Here is a 17472-nt window from a genome sequence, read left to right as displayed (position 1 = left end):
GCCGTGCCCGCCGTCACCCGTTCCGCCTGGTGCGACGTGCCGCGACCGCAGGTCGAACAGTTCGCCGCGCTCGCCATGGACGAGGCGCCCCGGCTCGCCGAGGACATTCTCGACGAGATCCGCCGCGAGTTCCCGCATCTGCCCCTGGTGCTCGACGCGTCCGGCGAACCCATGGCACTGGTCGGCATCCGCCGCGCCATCGAGGGCTTCGTACGCCGACTCGCCGACGTCTCCACCGACACCGCGCCGGAGAAGCAACCACCCTCCGTCTTCCAGGAGTTCGGACGCGGCCAGAGCCTGCACGGGCGCAGCCTCGACTCCCTCCAGGCGATGTACCGGCTCGGCGTGAAGCTCGCCTGGCGCCGCCTCGCCGACATCGGGCAGCGCCTGCGCATCCCGCCACCGGCCATGTACGAACTCGCCGAGTCCGGCTACGAATACCTCGACGGCCTCGTGGGCCAGTCGGTCCGCGGCTACGCCGAGGCGGCCGCCCGACAGGCCGGTGAACGCCTGCGCCAGCAACGCAAGTTGATGGACCTGCTCCTCGAAGGACGGGCCCCGGCGCCGCCCGACCCCGTGCGGGCGCTCACCGAACGCGCCGCCCGCATCGGCTGGCCGGTGCCCGAACGGGTCGCCGTCGGTGTGCTGCTGCGCCCCGCGCGCGACGCGGTCGCCCCCGCCGTCGGCCCCGACGTACTGCTCGACATGGAGGCGGAGCGGCCCCGGCTCGTCGTCCCCGACCCCGACGCGGCAGGCCGACCCGAGCTGCTGCGGCGCGCCCTGTCCGGGTGGAGCGGCGCGATCGGCCCGCCCGTCGCCCCGCCGCACGCCGCCAAGTCGCTGCGCTGGGCCGAAGCGGCGGTCACGCTGATGCGGGGCGGCCTGCTCCCGGCCGAGGGCGTCCTGCACTGCACCGAGCACACCCAGGCACTGGTCCTGCTCCAGCCCGAGGAACTCGTCGACGACCTCACCCGGCGCGCCCTCGCCCCCCTCGCGCAGTGCGGGCCCACCCACGCCCGGCGCCTCGCCGAGACCCTGCTCGCCTGGCTGGAGACCCGCGGCGGTGCGCCCGAGGTGGCCGCCCGGCTCGGCGTCCACCCGCAGACGGTGCGCTACCGGCTGCGCCGGATCCGGGAGCTGTGGGGCGCCGAGGTCGACGACCCGGACCGCCGCTTCGAACTGGAACTGGTGCTGCGGGCCCGGCGGCTGCGTGGCGAGCTCGGCTCCTAGATCGGGCGCGGGCGGCTCTGAACTGGGCTTTCGGTGACCCCATTGCCCGGTCAACCCCGCTGTGCGTAGCCTACGTTCGTGATACCGACCGTCTGTTGAAATATCGAACATAGGAGGGGGCCGGTCGTGGGACGCCTCGTACCCGCCGTGACCCGGGCTCTGGACATTCTGGAGCTCTTCCTGGACGGGGACGGCGTGCTGTCCGCCCCCGACATCGTCCGCAAGCTACAGCTGCCGCGCACCACGGTCCACGAGCTGGTCACCACGCTCGCCGCCCGGTCGTACATCGTGCAGGTCCCCGGACAGCCCGGCCGCTACCGCCTCGGGGTCCGCCCCTACCAGCTCGGCAGCCGGTACGCGGAGCAGCTCGACCTGGCCGCCGAGGGCCAGCAGGTCGCCCGTACCGTCGCCGAGACCTGCGACGAGACGGTCCACGTGGCGATCCTGGAGGGCGCCGACGTCATCTACATCGCCAAGGTCGACTCCACGCACGCCGTGCGCATGGTCTCCGCCGCAGGCCGCAGGCTGCCCGCGCACTGCACCTCGGTCGGCAAGATGCTCCTCGCCTCCCTGCCCGAGGCCGAGCTGGCCGCCCGCGTCCCGGCCGACGCCGAGCTGATCGGCATGACGGAGAACAGCATCACCGACCCGGCCGCCCTGCACGCGCACCTGGCCGGCATCCGGCAGCGCGGCATCGCCGTCGAGAGCCGCGAGTCGAACACCGATGTGTCGTGCGTCGCCGCCCCCGTGCGCGACCGCGCCAACCGGGTCGTCGCCGCGCTCTCCATCTCCGTACCGATGATCCGCTGGAGCGACGCCCGCGAGGGCGAGCTGGCGCAGCTCGCCGTCAAGGGCGCGGCCGATCTCTCGGAGCGGCTCGGTCACCGGGGGCAGGCGTGAGCGTCGAGGTCGCCGTACGGGAGTCGGCGCAGCTGGGCGAGGGGCCGACCTGGGACGCGGCCGCGGGCCGGCTGATCTGGGTGGACATCCTCGGCTCCCGCGTCCACACGTACGAGCCGGGCAGCGGCCGCCGCACGGTCCTGGCCACCGAGCAGCACGTGGGCGCCGCCAAGCCGCGGACCGGCGGCGGCCTGGTCGTCAACCTCCGTGACGGCGTGGGAAGTTACTCGCCCGAGGGCGCCTTCACCTGGCTGCACCGCGACCCCGTCCCCGGACGGCGCGGGAACGACGCGGCCGTCGCCCCCGACGGCGCGCTGTGGGCGGGTTCGATGGCGTACGACGAGACGCCCGGCGGCGGCAACCTGATCCGGCTCGCGCCGGACGGGTCGGTGGAGACGGTCCTCGACGACGTCACCGTCTCCAACGGCACCGGCTGGAGCCCCGACGGCACGCTCATGTACTACGTCGACACGCCGACGCGGCGCATCGACGTCTTCGACGTGGAGGGCGAACGGGTCACCGGGCGACGGGAGTTGGCGACCGTCGAGGAGGGCGCCGGGTTCCCCGACGGCCTGACCGTCGACGCCGACGGCTGCGTCTGGGTGGCCCTGTGGGACGGCGCGGCCCTGCGCCGCTACACGCCGTCCGGCGCCCTGGACCGGGTCGTCCCGCTCCCGGTCCGGCGGCCCACGGCGTGTGCGTTCGGGGGTGCGGATCTGTCCGACCTGTACGTCTCGACGGCCCGAGTGGGCCTGAACTCGCCATCGCCGCTGGCGGGTTCGCTGCTTGTGCTGCCCGGCGTCGGGCGCGGGTCGGCGCAGGCCTCGTACGCGGGCTGACCCTGCCCCGTAAAGCCCTCTCAGCCCCCGCCGTCCGGCGGGGGCTGAAACTTTTCGCTGCGCGACCCATTGACGTCGAAGCGCTTCGAATCTACGGTCCGTTCGAAGTTACGGGCAAGAGCCGAAATTTCGAACAGCCACTTCCGAACAGTAAGGGCAGGGCATGGGACGACCTGGCCTGAACCGCAGGCAACTCCTCGCCGGGATCGGCGGGCTGACCGTCGCCGGAAGCTTCGGCTTCGCGGCGCTCGGGACGGGGGCCGACGCGCTCGCCTCCGGAGCGGACACCCGCGTGCGCTACTGGAACCTCTTCAGCGGCGGCGACGGCTACAACATGATCGCGATGCTGGACGCCTTCCGTAAGGCGAACCCCGGCATCGACGTGAAGGACTCCACCCTCCAGTGGGGCAGCCCCTTCTACACCAAGCTCGCCATGGCGGCGGCCGGCAACCGCGCACCGGACCTGGGCGTCATGCACCTGGGCCGGGTCACCGGATTCTCGCCGGGCCGCCTGCTCGACCCCTGGGACATCGGCCTGCTCACCAGATACGGCGTACGGGAGGCGGACTTCAACCCCGCGCTGTGGAAGCGCGCCGTCATCGACGGCAAGCTCTACGCCCTGCCCCTCGACATCCACGTACAGCTCAGCTTCTACCGCAAGGACGTGCTGAAGAAGGCGGACCTGCTCGGCGACGACGGCCGGATCGTGCCCGTGACGTCGACCGGCGACTGGTTCGACCTGCTGAAGAAGGCCAAGAAGGCCACGAGGAAAGGGCTGCAGACCCTCGGCCTGCACGCCAACGACCAGAACTTCATGTGGTGGTTCTTCGTCGCCTTCTACACCCAGCTCGGCGGCACCTACTTCAACGCCGCCAACACCGAGGTCACCTTCGACACCGACAAGGCGACCCAGGTCCTGGAGTTCCTGCGGCAGCACGTCACCGACGGGTACTCCGTCGAAGGCGCCGCCGACGGCGAACAGTTCATCAACGGCGCCCCCTTCACCTGGGAGGGCAACTGGTCGGTGCCGGTCTTCTCCGGAGCGAAGGTGGAGTACGGCGCGACCCCGCTGCCACCCGTCTTCGGCAAGCAGGCCACGCACGCCGAGTCGCACTCGTTCGTACTCCCGCACCAGGCCGACCGCGGCGGCCCCGCCAACGAGGCCGCGCACCAACTCGCCGCCTACGTCGTCAAGCACGCGCAGCAATGGGCGGCCGGCGGCCACATCCCCGCCTACACGCCGACCCTGTCCACGGACGCGTACAAGAAGCTCAGCCCGCAGAACGAGTACGTGTCGGCCATGGACCACCAGGCCACCGAGCCGAAGGTCTGGTTCGCCGGGTCCACCGGCATCCTCGCCCAGCGCGTCGGCCCGGTCGTCGTCTCCTCGACGATGGGCTCCGCCCGACCGGCCACCGCGGCCCGCCGCATGAAGAGCACGCTCACCCAGCTCCTCGCCATGAGGAACCCCATGGACGGCAAGACCGCCGCGCAGGGAGGCGCGCTCGCATGACGACGACCGGCGCAGAGACCGTCATCGCCCCGCCGCGCGCCAGGACCGCCGCGCCCAGCGCCACCGCCCGCCGCAAACAGGGCCTCCAGCACGGCGGCTGGTTCGTGGCCCCGTTCCTCGTCCTCTTCGCCCTGTTCGTGATCTGGCCGCTGCTGCGCGGCGTCTACCTCAGCTTCACCGACGCCAACATCTCCGGCGACGCCCCGGGCTTCGTCGGCCTCGACAACTACCGCGAGGCCCTGCACGACCCGCTGATGTGGGACTCGCTCGGCCACAGCGCCTTCTTCACCCTGCTCGTCGTGCCCTGCATCACGGTCCTCGCCTTCCTCCTCGCGATGCTCGCCCACCACATCGAGCGCGGAAAGTGGCTGTGGCGGCTCTGCTTCTTCCTGCCGTTCCTGCTGCCCTCCACCGTCGCGGGCAACTTGTGGCAGTGGCTGTTCAACCCCGGTACCGGCATGGTCAATCACGTCTTCGGCATCGAGACGCCCTGGCTGACCGACAAGTCGTACGCGATGCTCGCCGTCGTCATCACGACCCTGTGGTGGACGGTCGGCTTCAGCTTCCTGCTCTACCTCGCCGCCCTCCAGGGCATCCCCGCCCACCTCTACGAAGCCGCCAAGCTGGACGGCGCCAACGCCTGGCACCGCATGGTCCACATCACGCTGCCCATGCTGCGCAACATCACGGGGCTCGTCATCGCGCTGCAGATCCTCGCCTCGCTCCAGGTCTTCGACCAGGCCGTCACGATCATGGACTTCGGCCCAGGACCCGAGGACTCCACCCGCACCTTCGTGCAGTACACCCTCGAAGAGGGCTTCACCAGCTACCGCGTGGGCTACGCCTCCGCGATCTCCGTCATCTTCTTCGTGATCATCGCGGCCGTCGCCCTCGGGCGGATGTGGCTGCTGCGCAACCGAGAGGAGGGCGCGCGATGAGCAGCACGCACATCCGGCTGAAGCCCCGCAGTTCCTGGACGCCCAGCCAGATCGTCCTGACCCTGATCGGGACGGCCGTCTCCGTGGTGTTCCTGGCGCCGCTGGCCTGGGCCCTGTTCACCTCGCTCAAGTCGGAGACCGAGGCCGTCGAGGTGCCGCCGCACTGGCTGCCGAAGGAGTGGACGGGCCAGGCCTGGCAGGCCCTTTTCGAGTCCGGCAACATCACCAACTGGTTCGTCAACTCCCTGGTCGTCTCGGTGTGCGTGACGACCGTGGTGCTGTGCGTCGCCGCACTCGCCGGATACGGCTTCGCCCGCACCGAGTTCCGCGGCAAGAGCGTCCTGATGGGCGTCGTGATGGCGGGACTGATGATCTCCCCGGCGGTGCTCGGCGTCCCGCTGTTCACCACGGTCCAGCAGATGGGCATGGTCGACACCTACTGGGGCATGATCCTGCCCCAGTGCGCCCCCGCGGCCATGGTCTACATCCTCTACAAGTTCTTCCAGGGCATCCCCAAGGAGCTGGAGGAGGCCGCGTTCATCGACGGCGCCGGCCGCTGGCGGATCTTCTTCACCATCGTGGTGCCGCTCGCCCGCCCCTCGCTCGCGGCGGTCGGCATCTTCACCTTCATCGCGTCGTGGAACAACTTCCTGTGGCCGTACATGGTCACCAACAACCCCGACCTGATGACCATGCCGAACGGCATCGCGACCGTCATGAACTCCTACGGCATCCAGTGGGCCCAGCTCATGGCCGGCGGGCTGATGGCGGGCCTGCCGCTGATCATCGTCTTCGTCTTCTTCCAGCGGCAGATCGTGGCGGGCGTCGCCCACACGGGCCTTGCGGGCCAGTGACCGCCATCCGCACCTCGTACGAAAGGGAACCATTGCGCACCGCACGCTTCACCCTCGACCCGGCGTTCACCGTGGGCCAGGTCAACCCCCGGCTCTTCGGCTCCTTCGTGGAGCACCTCGGCCGCTGCGTCTACACCGGCATCCACGAGCCGGGCCACCCGACGGCCGACGAGTCGGGCCTGCGCACCGATGTCCTGGACCTCGTACGGGAGTTGGGTGTCACGGCGATCCGCTACCCCGGTGGCAACTTCGTCTCGGGCTACAAGTGGGAGGACTCGGTCGGCCCGGTCGAGGACCGCCCGCGCCGGCTCGACCTCGCCTGGCGCACGACGGAGCCCAACCGCTTCGGCCTCTCCGAGTACATCGCGTTCCTGAAGAAGGTCGGCCCGCAGGCCGAGCCGATGATGGCCGTCAACCTGGGCACGCGCGGCGTCGCCGAGGCCATCGAACTCCAGGAGTACGCCAACCACCCGTCCGGTACAGCCCTTTCGGACCTGCGGGTGGAGCACGGCGACAAGGATCCCTTCGGTATCCGGCTGTGGTGCCTGGGCAACGAGATGGACGGCCCGTGGCAGACCGGCCACAAGACGGCAGAGGAGTACGGGCGGATCGCCGCCGAGACGGCCCGCGCCATGCGCCAGATCGACAAGGACGTCGAACTGGTCGCCTGCGGCAGCTCGGGCCAGTCGATGGAGACGTTCGCCGAGTGGGAGGCGAAGGTCCTCGCCGAGACGTACGACCTGGTCGACCACATCTCGCTGCACGCCTACTACGAGGAGCACGACGGCGACCGCGACTCCTTCCTCGCCTCGGCGGTGGACATGGAGTCGTTCATCGAGAACGTCGTCGCGACCTGCGACCACGTGGGCGCCCGCCTCAAGTCGAAGAAGAAGATCAACCTCTCCTTCGACGAGTGGAACGTCTGGTACATGTCCCGCACCGACGCCGAGGTCTCCGCCCTGGACTGGCCCGAGGCGCCGCGCCTCCTGGAGGACGTCTACTCGGTCACCGACGCGGTCGTCTTCGGCTCGCTCCTCATCGCCCTCCTGCGCCACGCGGACCGCGTGACGGTCGCCTGCCTCGCCCAACTGGTCAACGTCATCGCCCCGATCATGACCGAGCCCGGCGGCCCGGCCTGGCGCCAGACGACGTTCTTCCCGTTCGCGCAGGCCTCGAAGTACGGCCGCGGCGAGGTCCTCGACGTCCGCGTCTCCGGACCGACGTACGACACGAAGCGGCACGGCACCGCGGACCTGCTGCACGCGACGGCGGTCCGCGCGGACGACGGCACGGTCACGGTCTTCGCGGTCAACCGCAGCCAGACGGAGCCGCTGCCGCTCGAAGTGCCCTTGCAAGCACTGGAGTTGACCTCCGTCATCGAGCACTCGGTACTGTCCGACGCGGACCCGGACGCCCGGAACACGCTCGCGGATCCGGAGCGGGTGGCGCCGCACGCGGGGTCGGGCACGACCCTCGCGGACGGCACGCTCAAGGCGACGCTTGAGCCGCTTTCCTGGAACGTGATCCGGCTGGGCTGAGGCGCCGGCGCAGCCGCCGGGCCGGGCTTTTGGCAGGTCTCCGGCCCGGTCGGCTACCGAGGAGCCGTTTCAGCCGTGTCGACCGGCGACAGACGCAGACCGATCCGGCGCTCCTGTGTATTCACGCTGAGGACGCGGACCACGACACGGTCCCCGACCTGAAGGTGTCGTTGCGGATCGTCGGCCTCGCTGTCCGGCAGCCGGGGGAGGAGGATGCCCGTGAGGCCGCTGCCGACGTCCGCGAGCACTCCTACCGGCCCGACGTGCGAGACGCGGGCCGGGACGGTCTCTTCCAGCTTCTCGCGCGCGAACTCCAACAGCGGATCCGGCGTCAGGGCCCGGAGCGACAAGCGGATCGCACCGTGTCTGACGCCGGTGTCCAGAACCTGCACCGTGACCTCCTGTCCGAGGCGCAGGAGGTCGGGCAGGTCCGGCTTTCGATCCCAGGAGACTTCCAGACGGTCGATCAGCCCCTCCGTATCCCCAAGTTTTACGTAGGCCCCGAAATCCACGATCCCTGAGACCGTCCCTTTGAGGATGTCGCCGGGCTGAAAAGTGGAGGGGCTCTCCGGGTTGTCCACTGGTGTTCCTTCACTGGCTTCTGTTGGAGTATCCGTCAATCGAATCCCACCAGACCGGCTCGCCGTCGATCAACTCATTGAAGCGGGGGATCTCGTCGACGGGTATGACCCACTCGTACTCATCTCGGCCGCGTGTGTTCTTGTGTGGCTGACGGTACTGGTCAGCAGGGAACGCTTCCTCGAACTCGGGCTTCATGCGGTACTCCCAGAAGCCCGGTTCGAACCCTCCTTCGCCCGCATACCGCGCAGCGACCACTTCGTCTTCGCCGAGGTAGGCAGTTCCTTCATGGAGCTTTCCGTCCGGGCTGCGGTTGGCTGGGTGCTCCGCCGGATTGAGCCCGTACTTGGCCGATTCGCGGAAACCCATTTTCGGTGACCGATAGAGGCGAATCGGGCAGTCGTCCGGCGCGAGGCCCAGAGGATCCGAAGACGCTGTGGGGTTCGTGACATACCCGACGGGGTTGGGCGACGGGGCGAGCCTCAAGGGATCCGCGGTCAGATACCGGGCGGTCTCCGGATCGTAGTGGCGGAAGTAGTTGTGGTGGAGGCCGGTCTCGGGGTCGTAGTACTGGCCGGGGAAGCGCAGTGGTGTGTAGGTGGTGGCGCTGGTGGCGTTCCAGGCGGTGGCGCCCCACAGGGTGCTGCGGGTGCGCCAGGCGACGGAGCCGTCCTCGCCGATGAGTTCGCGGGGCGTGCCGACCAGGTCGGTGACGATCGCGAAGAAGCGGGAGTCGATCTCTGTCTGTGGTGCGTCGGCCGTGGCCAGGTGCCGTTCGGTCTGGGCGATGGGGAGGGGCCCCTGATGGTCCCAGGTGAGCGCGATCGGGTTCGGCAGGTCGGCGGAGTACGTGGTCTGTTCGCACAGGGTCGCGCCGTCCCACGTGAACTCGGTGCGTTCGACGACGGTTTCGCCGTCGGCGGCGTAGCGGAGTTTGGCGGTGCGGCGGCCGAGGGGGTCGTAGGTGTAGCGCCAGACGGTGCCGTCAGGGGTGATGGCCTGGGCGAGACGGTCCTCGGCATCCCACGTGTAGCGCCAGGTGTCGGGTTTACGGGACAGGCGGGTCTTCTGGCGGAGGGTGACGCGGCCGAGGGCATCGTGTTCGTACCGGACGCTTCCGGCACGGGTGAGGTCGGTGCCGGAGTAGGTGCGCTCGCCGGTGGCTTCGTGGCCGGGGTGGGTGTCGGGCCAGTCGGCGTGGGTCTGGTTGCCGGCCGTGTCGTAGGCGTAGGTCTCGGTCCAGTCCTTGGCGTGGACGGTGGTGACCCGGCCTGCCGCGTCGAGGTCGAACTCGCGTCGCCCGGTCAACTGGTCGTCGACGGCGCTGAGATGACCGTCGGGGCGGTAGGTGTAGGCACGGTGCTGGAGGGTGCGGCCGTCCCCGGAGGTGGCGGACTGCGAGGTGAGACGGCCCAGCGGGTCGTAGGTGTGGTGCAGGGTGAGGAACTCGTCGATGTGCCGGGTGAGTTCACGGCCCGCGGCGTCGTAGGAGATGTCGATGGGGCGGCCCGAAGCCACCAGGTGGGTGCGTCGGCCCGCCGCGTCGTGATCCCACGTGGTGGTCGCGCCTGTTGGTGTCCTGCGTCCGTCGCGGCGCCCCAACGCATCACGTGAGTAGACGAGTTCACGACCATCGACGATTTCCGAGCGCACCTGTCCGTGGAGATCGCGGACAATGGTCAGGTCTGTGCCGTCGGGCCCCTGAGCCTGGACGAGGCGGCCGGCCACGTCGTAGGCGTAGGTGGTGACCTGGCCGTCCGCGTTTCGGCGGAGAGCCTGTCCCAGTGCGTCGCGCTCGAAGCCGGTGGTCTGCCCCAGGGGGTTGACGCGGGCTGCCAGTCTGCCCGCCGCGTCATGCCGGTAGGTCAGGGAACGGTCGTCGAAGTCGGTTTCGGCGATCAGCCGGCCCGCCGCGTCGCGGGTGTAACTCCACGTCAGTCCCTGCGGGTTGACGACCTCGGTGAGGTGCAGCTCGGTGTCGTGGGTGAAGGTGTAGCGCACGCCGTCGGGGTTCGTTCGCGCGGCGAGCAGGTCGAAATGGGTGTACTCGAAGTGGGTGACACCACCGAGCTGGTCGACGTGAGTGGTGCAGTTCCCCTCGCCGTCGTACGTCCAGGACTCCACGGTGCTGTCCGGTGCGGTGCGGCGGGTCAGTTGGCCCTCGGCCGTCCACTCCAGGCAGGTGGTGGTGCCGGTGGGGTCGGTGATCGTGACGGGACGGCCGAGTGCGTCGCGTTCGTAGCGGGTGAGTGCACCGAGAGGATCCGTGATCTCAACCGGAACGCCCGCTCGGTCGCAGCGGATGGCGGTGACGCTGCCGAGCGGGTCGGTGAGCGTGGTGGGGCGGCCCGCGTCGTCGTAGGTGAAGCGGGTGGTCAGACCGGAGGGGCCGGTCAGGGAGGTGCGGTTGCCGCGGCTGTCGTAGGTGTGCCGGGTGGTGTTCCCGTCGGGTGTCGTGATGCCGGTCAGCCGGGAGAGCTCACCGTACTCGGCGGTGGTCTCGGCGCCGTCGGGCCGCACGATGGTGACGAGGCGCCCCTCGGCGTCGTAGCGCCGGGTGACGGTGTGGCCCAGCGGGTCGGTGCGGGTGAGGAGGTGGTCGCGGCTGTCCCAGGTCTGGGTAGTGGTGTTTCCCAGCGGGTCGGTGATCGCGATGACCTGGCCGTGCGGGTTGGCGCGGTAGGTGGTGCTGTGGCCGAGGGAGTCGGTGTACCTGGCGGTGGTGCTGGCGTCGTCGTGCGGACCGGCGTAGCTGATCCGGGAGTTGAGGAAGCCGTCGCTGCCCTGGGTGGCGACGACCCGGCCCGAAGCGTCGTAGGTGTAGGTGAATTCGGTGTCGTTGCTGTCGCGCCAGCCGGTGACGCGGTGGGCGGCGTCGTAGGTGAAGCGGGTCGGGGCGTCGACGGCGTTGCGAACCTCGTTGAGATCGCCGGACTCGTCGTCGTAGGAGTAGCCGCGCAGGCGGAGTGGGCCGTCCTCGGTGAGGGCGTGCACGGCGGTGACCCGGTGGGTGTCCGGGGCGGTGGTCAGGGGCAGGCGGTAGCCGGCGGAGTGGGCGAGTTCCGACAGGGCGTCGTCCTCGTCCCGTTCGAGGGTGATGTGGTGGTGGTTGCGGTCCTCGATCCGGGTCAGCCACCACGTTCCCTCGCGTGCCTCGGCGGGTTCGAAGTGACGGGTCAGACCGGCCCGGGGGTCGTCCACGACCAGCATGTACGAGGAGCCCTGGGACAGGTAGGTCAGCGGAAGGCGTTCACCGGCGGCCGGGTCGACGCGGTCGCCGACGATGTCCGGAGTGCGCGGGTAGTACAGGCTGGAGCCGTCCTCGCGGCGCCACCACACACCCTCCCCTGCCGGGTCCTTCTCCAGGCGTTCGTCGAGGGTGGAGGCCCAGGACGGGCCGAAGCTGATGCCGTGGGCGTAGCCGGTCAGGTGGGTGCGGCGCAGCGTCAGCGGCAGGATGCCCGGCAGATCCACATCGGTCTGTGCCATGGCCATCTGGCCGCTGGCCATGTCGATGGGGTCACCGCAGAACTCCTTGTCCTTGAACGCGCGGGCGTCCTTGGCACGCTCCACCAGGTCGGGGTCGTTCTTCCGGGCCTCGTCGATCTTGAGGGGAGCCCCGGAGCCGGACGTGCCGTCGCCGGACCTGCCGTCCCCGTCCTTCTTGCCCCCGACGATGGCGTTGACCTTGTCACGAACGTCGTGGTCCTTGCCCTTGTGCAGCCGCGAGGCGCCCTTGACCCGCTCGGGCACGGTCTCCGTGATGTGCTTGGCGACTTTGCCGAGCGCTTTCTCGGAGCCCTTGAGCGCGCCGTGCAGCACGCTGTCGAAGGCCTGCGTGAACGGGTCGCGGCCCTTGCTCCGGCCGAACGCGCCCCGCGCCTTGCCCAGCGACGAGGTGCCGGCCAGATGGAGCTCGCCGCCGTGCTTGGAGACCTTGCCCGCGCCGTCCTCGAACTCGATGTGGTCGATCTTGGTGCGTTTCTGCGCGCCCCCGCCGGCCGAGGCGAGTTGCGTGGCGTCCCCGGCCGAGGCGATGTGCATCCCGCCCTTGCCGTCATGCCCGCCGCCGCTGCCGTCGGCGGCAGGCATCGAGAACGCGCCCTCGGCCAGGTCGAGCACCATGTCCTCGACCATCGCCTCCAGCTTGGCGTTGATCGGCTCGGTGATCTTGGCCAGGACCTCGTCGACGATCCGGTCCACGGCCTCGTCGATGATCCGCTTGACGACCTGGCGCATCGCCGCGACCTCACCGGCGCCGATCAGCGCGGACAGACCACCGGTGACCACGGCCAGACCCGCCGAGATCCCCACCGACGCGGCCATCACGCCGAGTTCGATCTCGGCCTTGGTCTTCATCCCGAAGATGATGTCGGCGAGCACGTCGCACGCGTCCGCGAACAGCCGCGCCAGCTCCGGGAGTTTCTCCAGGTGGCTGCCCTTGATCTGGTTCCAGTGCTTCTCCATCGAGTCGACGGCCCAGCCCTCGGACGACGACAGGATTCGTGAGAACGCCTTGTGCGCGTCACCGCCGTGCCCCTCGAACTGCTCCGCGAACTCCCGCATGGCCGTGGCCATTTCGCGGTAATCGTCCTCGTCGACGTTCGGGAAGTTGATCCCGATGAAGTCCAGGACATCGTCCAGCCAGCCCGGAATCGTGTAGCCCATCCCCCGTGCACCCCTCGTGATTCAGCCGTCCGGTTGCCGTATCCGCGTTCGAACCCTACTGGGGCGGACGTTCCCAGCGGGGTACCGGTTGCAGGGATCGTCCGTGGGCAGTTCGGGTGACCACAGGGCAAGTTGAAGGCACGGGCGGGAGTCGTGATCGGGGAGCAGGCGGACGCCGCGGCGATTGCCCGGACGGAGTTCCCGGACAAGGGGACTCCACGCGGTGGCCGGGCGCCTCACGTCCCGGACGCATCATCCCGCTGCGCCTACTGGAAGCTCAGCCGGTGCGGATGCGTGAGGTCGGCGGGGCACGTGAAGACGCGCATCAGGCCCCGGCCCAGGTACACGCCCATGGGCGTGGAGGCGCCCAGAACGCCGGTCAGGTGCTGATCCTCCAGTGGCACCCAGGTCTTGACGCCGCCCCACTCCCCGTCGTCGACGGTGAGCAGCGGACGCATCGGCGTTCCGCACGACGCGCAGTCGACGCGCGCCGGGTCGGTCAGGTGCCAGGTGGCGTAGCCGCCGGCCTTTAAGCCCGGGGCGATGGACAGGTCGTGCTGGTAGGACAGGGATCTCGGCGGTGCGGGGCGCGCGGCCATGGCCGCCTCGAACTCCGCGTGGCTGTCGTAGCTGCCCCACGGCTCCTCGGATGCCTCCAACGCCGCCTCCTCCAGGGCCATTTGTTCGTCCTCCCACGCGTCGACCGCGTCCCGCAGCTCATCGCTCAGCAGGTCGCCGTACTCGTGCTCCACGACCTGTTCCGGGTCGAGGACGCACGGGCTCGGCACGCACTCCCCGCGGCCCACGACGACCGGCTCCGGCTGGTCCGTGAGCACGTGCCGGACCTCCGCCGCGCGGCGCCACTTCAGCACCACGTCGATCGTCCGGCCGGGGCCGTGCGCCTCGAAGGGGCACCACAGGAACTGCAACAGGTCGGCGCCGTCCGGCCCGGCGGGCAGGTCGGGGATGTCGCGGGCGAAGAGCTGGGCGGCGGCCAGCAGCGGGATCGGGTCCTCGTCCGCGAATCCGGGCGCCCGCCGCACCCGGTAGTCCCCGCGCCGCGCCGTCTCGCCACGGCGCCGCGCGCGCAGGTCCGCGAGCCGGTACCCGGTGCCCTCGCGGTGCACGGCCGTGCACACCGGCCAGGGCTCGTCCGCCGGCCACGGCAGGGGACCGGCCACCGAACTCTGCGCGGGGCCGGGAGTGCCGGGGCGCGGGTGCGGCCGGGGCGTGGTGCGCCGGAACTCCCGTAGGCCCGGGAAGGGTTCCTCGGGGTCGATGGGCCGTGGGGGAGTCGTGCGGGTCACTCGGTTCCTTCCGGCCGTCGCGGTGACCGCATGCTGGGCCGAAAGCAGTGAGGTTCCTGTGAGGGGGGTCAACTACCGTTCATCTACTGCTTGTTGAAGTGATCGGAATCGGCAAAGCGGAGACCTGGAATCCACTGTCCACCTTGTTGAAGTGCTCGCGACAACGTGATGATCGGCCCGGCCGCCGGGGACGCAGGACCGGCGGTCGCACAGCACCCGCACCGCCCCTGTCCACCCTTCTCAGGAGGCAGTACGTTGCGCGACACACGACCCCACAGATGGCGCCGGGCCGGCGCCGCCCTCATCGGCACGGCGGCTCTCGCCCTCGCCGGATTCGGAGCCGCGGGCCAGGCGGACGCCGTCACCGCGTCCGCCACCCCCGCCGCCACAGCGCTCACCCCGCACGTGACCTGGAAGAGCGCCTGTGCCACGCCCGCCAAGGCGGGCGAGATGGGCTGCAAAGCCAAGCGGGTCACCGGCGGCACCACCGCCTACGCGGTGCAGCGCGCCAAGGCAGGGCACGCCGCACCCGACGCGGCCGACGCCTCGACCCCCTCCGGCTACGGGCCGAGCGACCTGCAGACCGCCTACGGCCTGACGTCCGCCGCCGCGTCCAAGGGCGCGGGCGAGACGATCGCCGTCGTCGACGCCTACGACGACCCGAACGCGGCGGCGGACCTCGCCAAGTACCGCTCGTACTACGGCCTTCCGGCCTGCACCGCGGCCAGTGGCTGCTTCAAGAAGGTGAGCCAGACCGGCTCCACCACGTCGCTGCCGACCGCCGACACGGGCTGGGCCGAGGAGATATCCCTCGACCTCGACATGGCCGGCGCGACCTGCCCCAAGTGCAACATCCTTCTCGTGGAGGCGAAGTCCGCGACGATGGCCAACCTCGGCACCGCCGTGAACGAGGCCGTCACCCTCGGCGCCAAGTACGTCTCCAACAGCTACGGCGGCTCGGAATCGTCCTCGGACACCTCCTACGACACCACGTACTTCAACCACCCCGGCGTCGCCATCACGGTCAGCGCCGGTGACGAGGGCTACGGAGCCGAGTACCCGGCGGCCTCCCGGTACGTGACCGCCATCGGCGGCACGGCCCTGTCCAGGTCCACCTCCACCAGTCGTGGCTGGACCGAGTCCGTGTGGAACACCAGCGGCAGCGAGGGCACCGGCTCGGGCTGCTCCGCGTACGACACCAAGCCCGCCTGGCAGACCGACACCGGCTGCTCGAAGCGGAGCATCGCCGACGTCGCCGCGGTCGCCGACCCGGCCACCGGCGTCTCGGTCTACGACTCGTACGGCATCACCGCCGGCTGGTACACCTTCGGCGGCACCAGCGCCTCCGCGCCGATCATCGCGGGTGTCTACGCACTCGGCGGCGTCCCGTCGAGCGGCTCGTACCCGGCGAAGTTCCCGTACACCAAGGCGGGCACGGCCGCGCTGAACGACGTCACGAGCGGCTCCAACGGCAGCTGCTCCGGCAGCTACCTCTGCACGGCGGGCACCGGCTACGACGGCCCGACCGGCGTGGGCACCCCGCAGGGCGTGAGCGCCTTCACCGGCTGACCCGGGGGGCCCACGGATACGGGGGATACGGGGGAACAGTGCGGGCCGCGGCGATCCAGCCGCGGCCCGCCGCCTCCGCGTTTCACATGCTGGGCCGCCCGACCCTTTTCATACCGTTCCCATAGGGAACGTGTGCACAGTGGTCGGCATGGATTTCTCGTGGACGATCGTCGTCGCCGGAGCCCTGGTCGGGCTCGCGGTGGGTCTCACCGGGATGGGCGGTGGCGCCCTGATGACACCGATCATGGTCATGTTCTTCGGGGTCAACCCGACCGCGGCCATCGGCAGCGACCTGGCGACCTCGCTGTTCATGAAGCCCTTCGGGGCCGCGGTGCACCAAAAGGCGGGCACGATCCGCTGGGACATCGTCCGCTGGCTGCTGCCGACCGCCGTGCCGGCCGCTTTCGCCGGGGCCCTGCTCCTGCAGGCGTTCGGGGACGGCGAGGAGCTTCAGACCCGGGTCAAGTACGTCATCGGCGGCGCTCTGCTGCTCGCCGTGGTCGGCATGGTCGCCAGAATGTGGCTCGACCGGCGCCGCGGCCTGGGCTCCGGTGCCGCCGAGGACGCGGACGTACGGGTCAGGCCGGTGGCGACGCTGCTGATCGGCCTGCTCGGCGGGCTCGTGGTCGGGATGACCTCGGTCGGCTCGGGCTCCCTGATCATCGTGATGCTGATGCTGGCCCACCCCCGGCTCCGGGCGAACCACCTGGTCGGCACCGACCTGGTGCAGGCCGTCCCGCTGGTCGGCGCCGCCGCCCTCGGCCACTACCTGGTCGGCGACGTCTCCCTCGGCCTCGCCGGCACCCTGCTGATCGGCGCCATCCCCGGCGTCCTGGTCGGCGCGCTGCTGTCCACCCGGGTCTCCGGCCCCGCCCTGCGCTGGGCCCTGGTCGTGCTGCTCTCCGGCTCGGGCCTGGCCATGTGGGGGCTCGGCGGCATCCCACTGGTCCTGGTCTGCCTCGTCCTCGCGGCCGTGGGCGTCGCGGTGACCCTGCGCACCCGGCGCACCGATGCCGCGCTCCCGGGGGACGACCGCACAGCGGCGCCGGAACGGACCCCGACAATGACCGCATGAGGATTTCAGCCCGAGCCGACTACGCGGTGCGCGCGAGTCTGGAGCTCGCCGTGCGCGGAGACGGCGAACCGGTCAAGGCGGAGATGATCTCCGCGGCGCAGGACATCCCGCACAAGTTCCTGGAGGGGATCCTCAGCGATCTGCGGCGCGGCGGCATCGTCGTCAGCCGGCGCGGCGGCAACGGGGGATATCTGCTGGCCCGGGCCGCCGACACGATCACGGTCGCCGATGTCGTACGCGCCGTCGAGGGGCCCATCGTGTCGGTGCGCGGCGAGCGGCCCAGCGCGCTCGCCTACACGGGCCCGGCGCAGCCGCTGCTCCCGCTGTGGGTGGCGCTGCGGGCCAACGTGCGCAAGATCCTGGAGGGCGTCACGCTCGACGACCTCGCCCGCGACCGGCTGCCGGACCCGGTGCGGGAACTGGCCGACGACCCGGCCGCCTGGCGCAACCCCTGAGCCCGCT

The 17472-nt window shown here is 70.4% G+C and carries 13 protein-coding genes; 10 read left to right on the top strand and 3 right to left on the bottom strand.

Translation table 11 applies throughout. The annotated features are described in order from the left end of the window. The first annotated feature begins 3 nt into the window (after positions 1-3). The 7 genes from AB0J02_RS01640 (at position 4) to AB0J02_RS01610 (ending at position 7812) form a co-directional block, all read left to right on the top strand. Complete coding sequence (locus tag AB0J02_RS01640) at positions 4-1230, top strand: helix-turn-helix domain-containing protein (RefSeq protein ID WP_363191492.1); 1227 nt, start codon at positions 4-6, stop codon at positions 1228-1230. A 126-nt stretch (positions 1231-1356) separates the two neighbouring features. Next, positions 1357-2130, top strand: a complete 774-nt coding sequence (locus AB0J02_RS01635; RefSeq protein ID WP_363191491.1) for an IclR family transcriptional regulator — start codon at positions 1357-1359, stop codon at positions 2128-2130. Further along, positions 2127-2969 carry an SMP-30/gluconolactonase/LRE family protein gene (locus AB0J02_RS01630; RefSeq protein WP_363191490.1) on the top strand — a complete coding sequence of 281 codons (843 nt, stop codon included), beginning with the start codon at positions 2127-2129 and terminating at the stop codon, positions 2967-2969. Before AB0J02_RS01635 ends, AB0J02_RS01630 begins: the two co-directional genes overlap by 4 nt. A gap of 163 nt (positions 2970-3132) precedes the next feature. After that, complete coding sequence (locus tag AB0J02_RS01625; RefSeq protein WP_363191489.1) at positions 3133-4482, top strand: extracellular solute-binding protein; 1350 nt, start codon at positions 3133-3135, stop codon at positions 4480-4482. Beyond that, the gene (locus AB0J02_RS01620) at positions 4479-5420 is read left to right on the top strand and encodes a sugar ABC transporter permease (protein WP_363191488.1); all 942 of its coding nucleotides are present in this window, start codon (positions 4479-4481) and stop codon (positions 5418-5420) included. The genes AB0J02_RS01625 and AB0J02_RS01620 overlap by 4 nt, the downstream gene beginning before the upstream one ends. Next, positions 5417-6274, top strand: a complete 858-nt coding sequence (locus AB0J02_RS01615) for a carbohydrate ABC transporter permease (protein WP_363191487.1) — start codon at positions 5417-5419, stop codon at positions 6272-6274. The genes AB0J02_RS01620 and AB0J02_RS01615 overlap by 4 nt, the downstream gene beginning before the upstream one ends. Before the next feature lie 32 nt (positions 6275-6306). Beyond that, complete coding sequence (locus AB0J02_RS01610) at positions 6307-7812, top strand: alpha-N-arabinofuranosidase (protein ID WP_363191486.1); 1506 nt, start codon at positions 6307-6309, stop codon at positions 7810-7812. A 53-nt stretch (positions 7813-7865) separates the two neighbouring features. On the opposite strand, the gene AB0J02_RS01605 is transcribed toward AB0J02_RS01610, so the two are convergent. The 3 genes from AB0J02_RS01605 to AB0J02_RS01595 all read right to left on the bottom strand — a co-directional run bounded on the left by AB0J02_RS01605 (position 7866) and on the right by AB0J02_RS01595 (position 14366). Then, positions 7866-8393: a S1 RNA-binding domain-containing protein gene (locus AB0J02_RS01605; RefSeq protein WP_363191485.1), complete on the bottom strand. Its 528-nt coding sequence runs from the start codon at positions 8391-8393 to the stop codon at positions 7866-7868. A gap of 10 nt (positions 8394-8403) precedes the next feature. Next, positions 8404-13059 (bottom strand): DUF6531 domain-containing protein, encoded by a 4656-nt coding sequence (locus tag AB0J02_RS01600; protein WP_363191484.1) that lies wholly within the window; start codon positions 13057-13059, stop codon positions 8404-8406. Positions 13060-13325: 266 nt separating this feature from the next. Next, positions 13326-14366, bottom strand: a complete 1041-nt coding sequence (locus AB0J02_RS01595; RefSeq protein WP_363191483.1) for a hypothetical protein — start codon at positions 14364-14366, stop codon at positions 13326-13328. A gap of 255 nt (positions 14367-14621) precedes the next feature. Here AB0J02_RS01595 and AB0J02_RS01590 point away from each other — a divergent pair, with 255 nt between their 5' ends. From AB0J02_RS01590 to AB0J02_RS01580, 3 genes are all read left to right on the top strand, one after another. Beyond that, entirely contained in the window at positions 14622-15935 is a 1314-nt protein-coding gene (locus AB0J02_RS01590; protein ID WP_363191482.1) for a peptidase S8, read from the top strand. Between the two features lie 148 nt (positions 15936-16083). Next, the gene (locus tag AB0J02_RS01585) at positions 16084-17010 is read left to right on the top strand and encodes a sulfite exporter TauE/SafE family protein (RefSeq protein ID WP_363191481.1); all 927 of its coding nucleotides are present in this window, start codon (positions 16084-16086) and stop codon (positions 17008-17010) included. Then, positions 17007-17465, top strand: coding sequence for an Rrf2 family transcriptional regulator (locus tag AB0J02_RS01580; RefSeq protein WP_363191480.1), 459 nt, complete (start codon positions 17007-17009; stop codon positions 17463-17465). Before AB0J02_RS01585 ends, AB0J02_RS01580 begins: the two co-directional genes overlap by 4 nt. The last annotated feature ends 7 nt before the right edge of the window (positions 17466-17472 follow it).

Origin of the sequence: Streptomyces sp. NPDC050264, from assembly GCF_040655895.1 — a bacterium.
Taxonomy (GTDB): domain Bacteria; phylum Actinomycetota; class Actinomycetes; order Streptomycetales; family Streptomycetaceae; genus Streptomyces.
The sequence above is the reverse complement of the archived record's forward strand: the minus strand, read 5'-3'. Positions and strand labels throughout refer to the sequence as shown.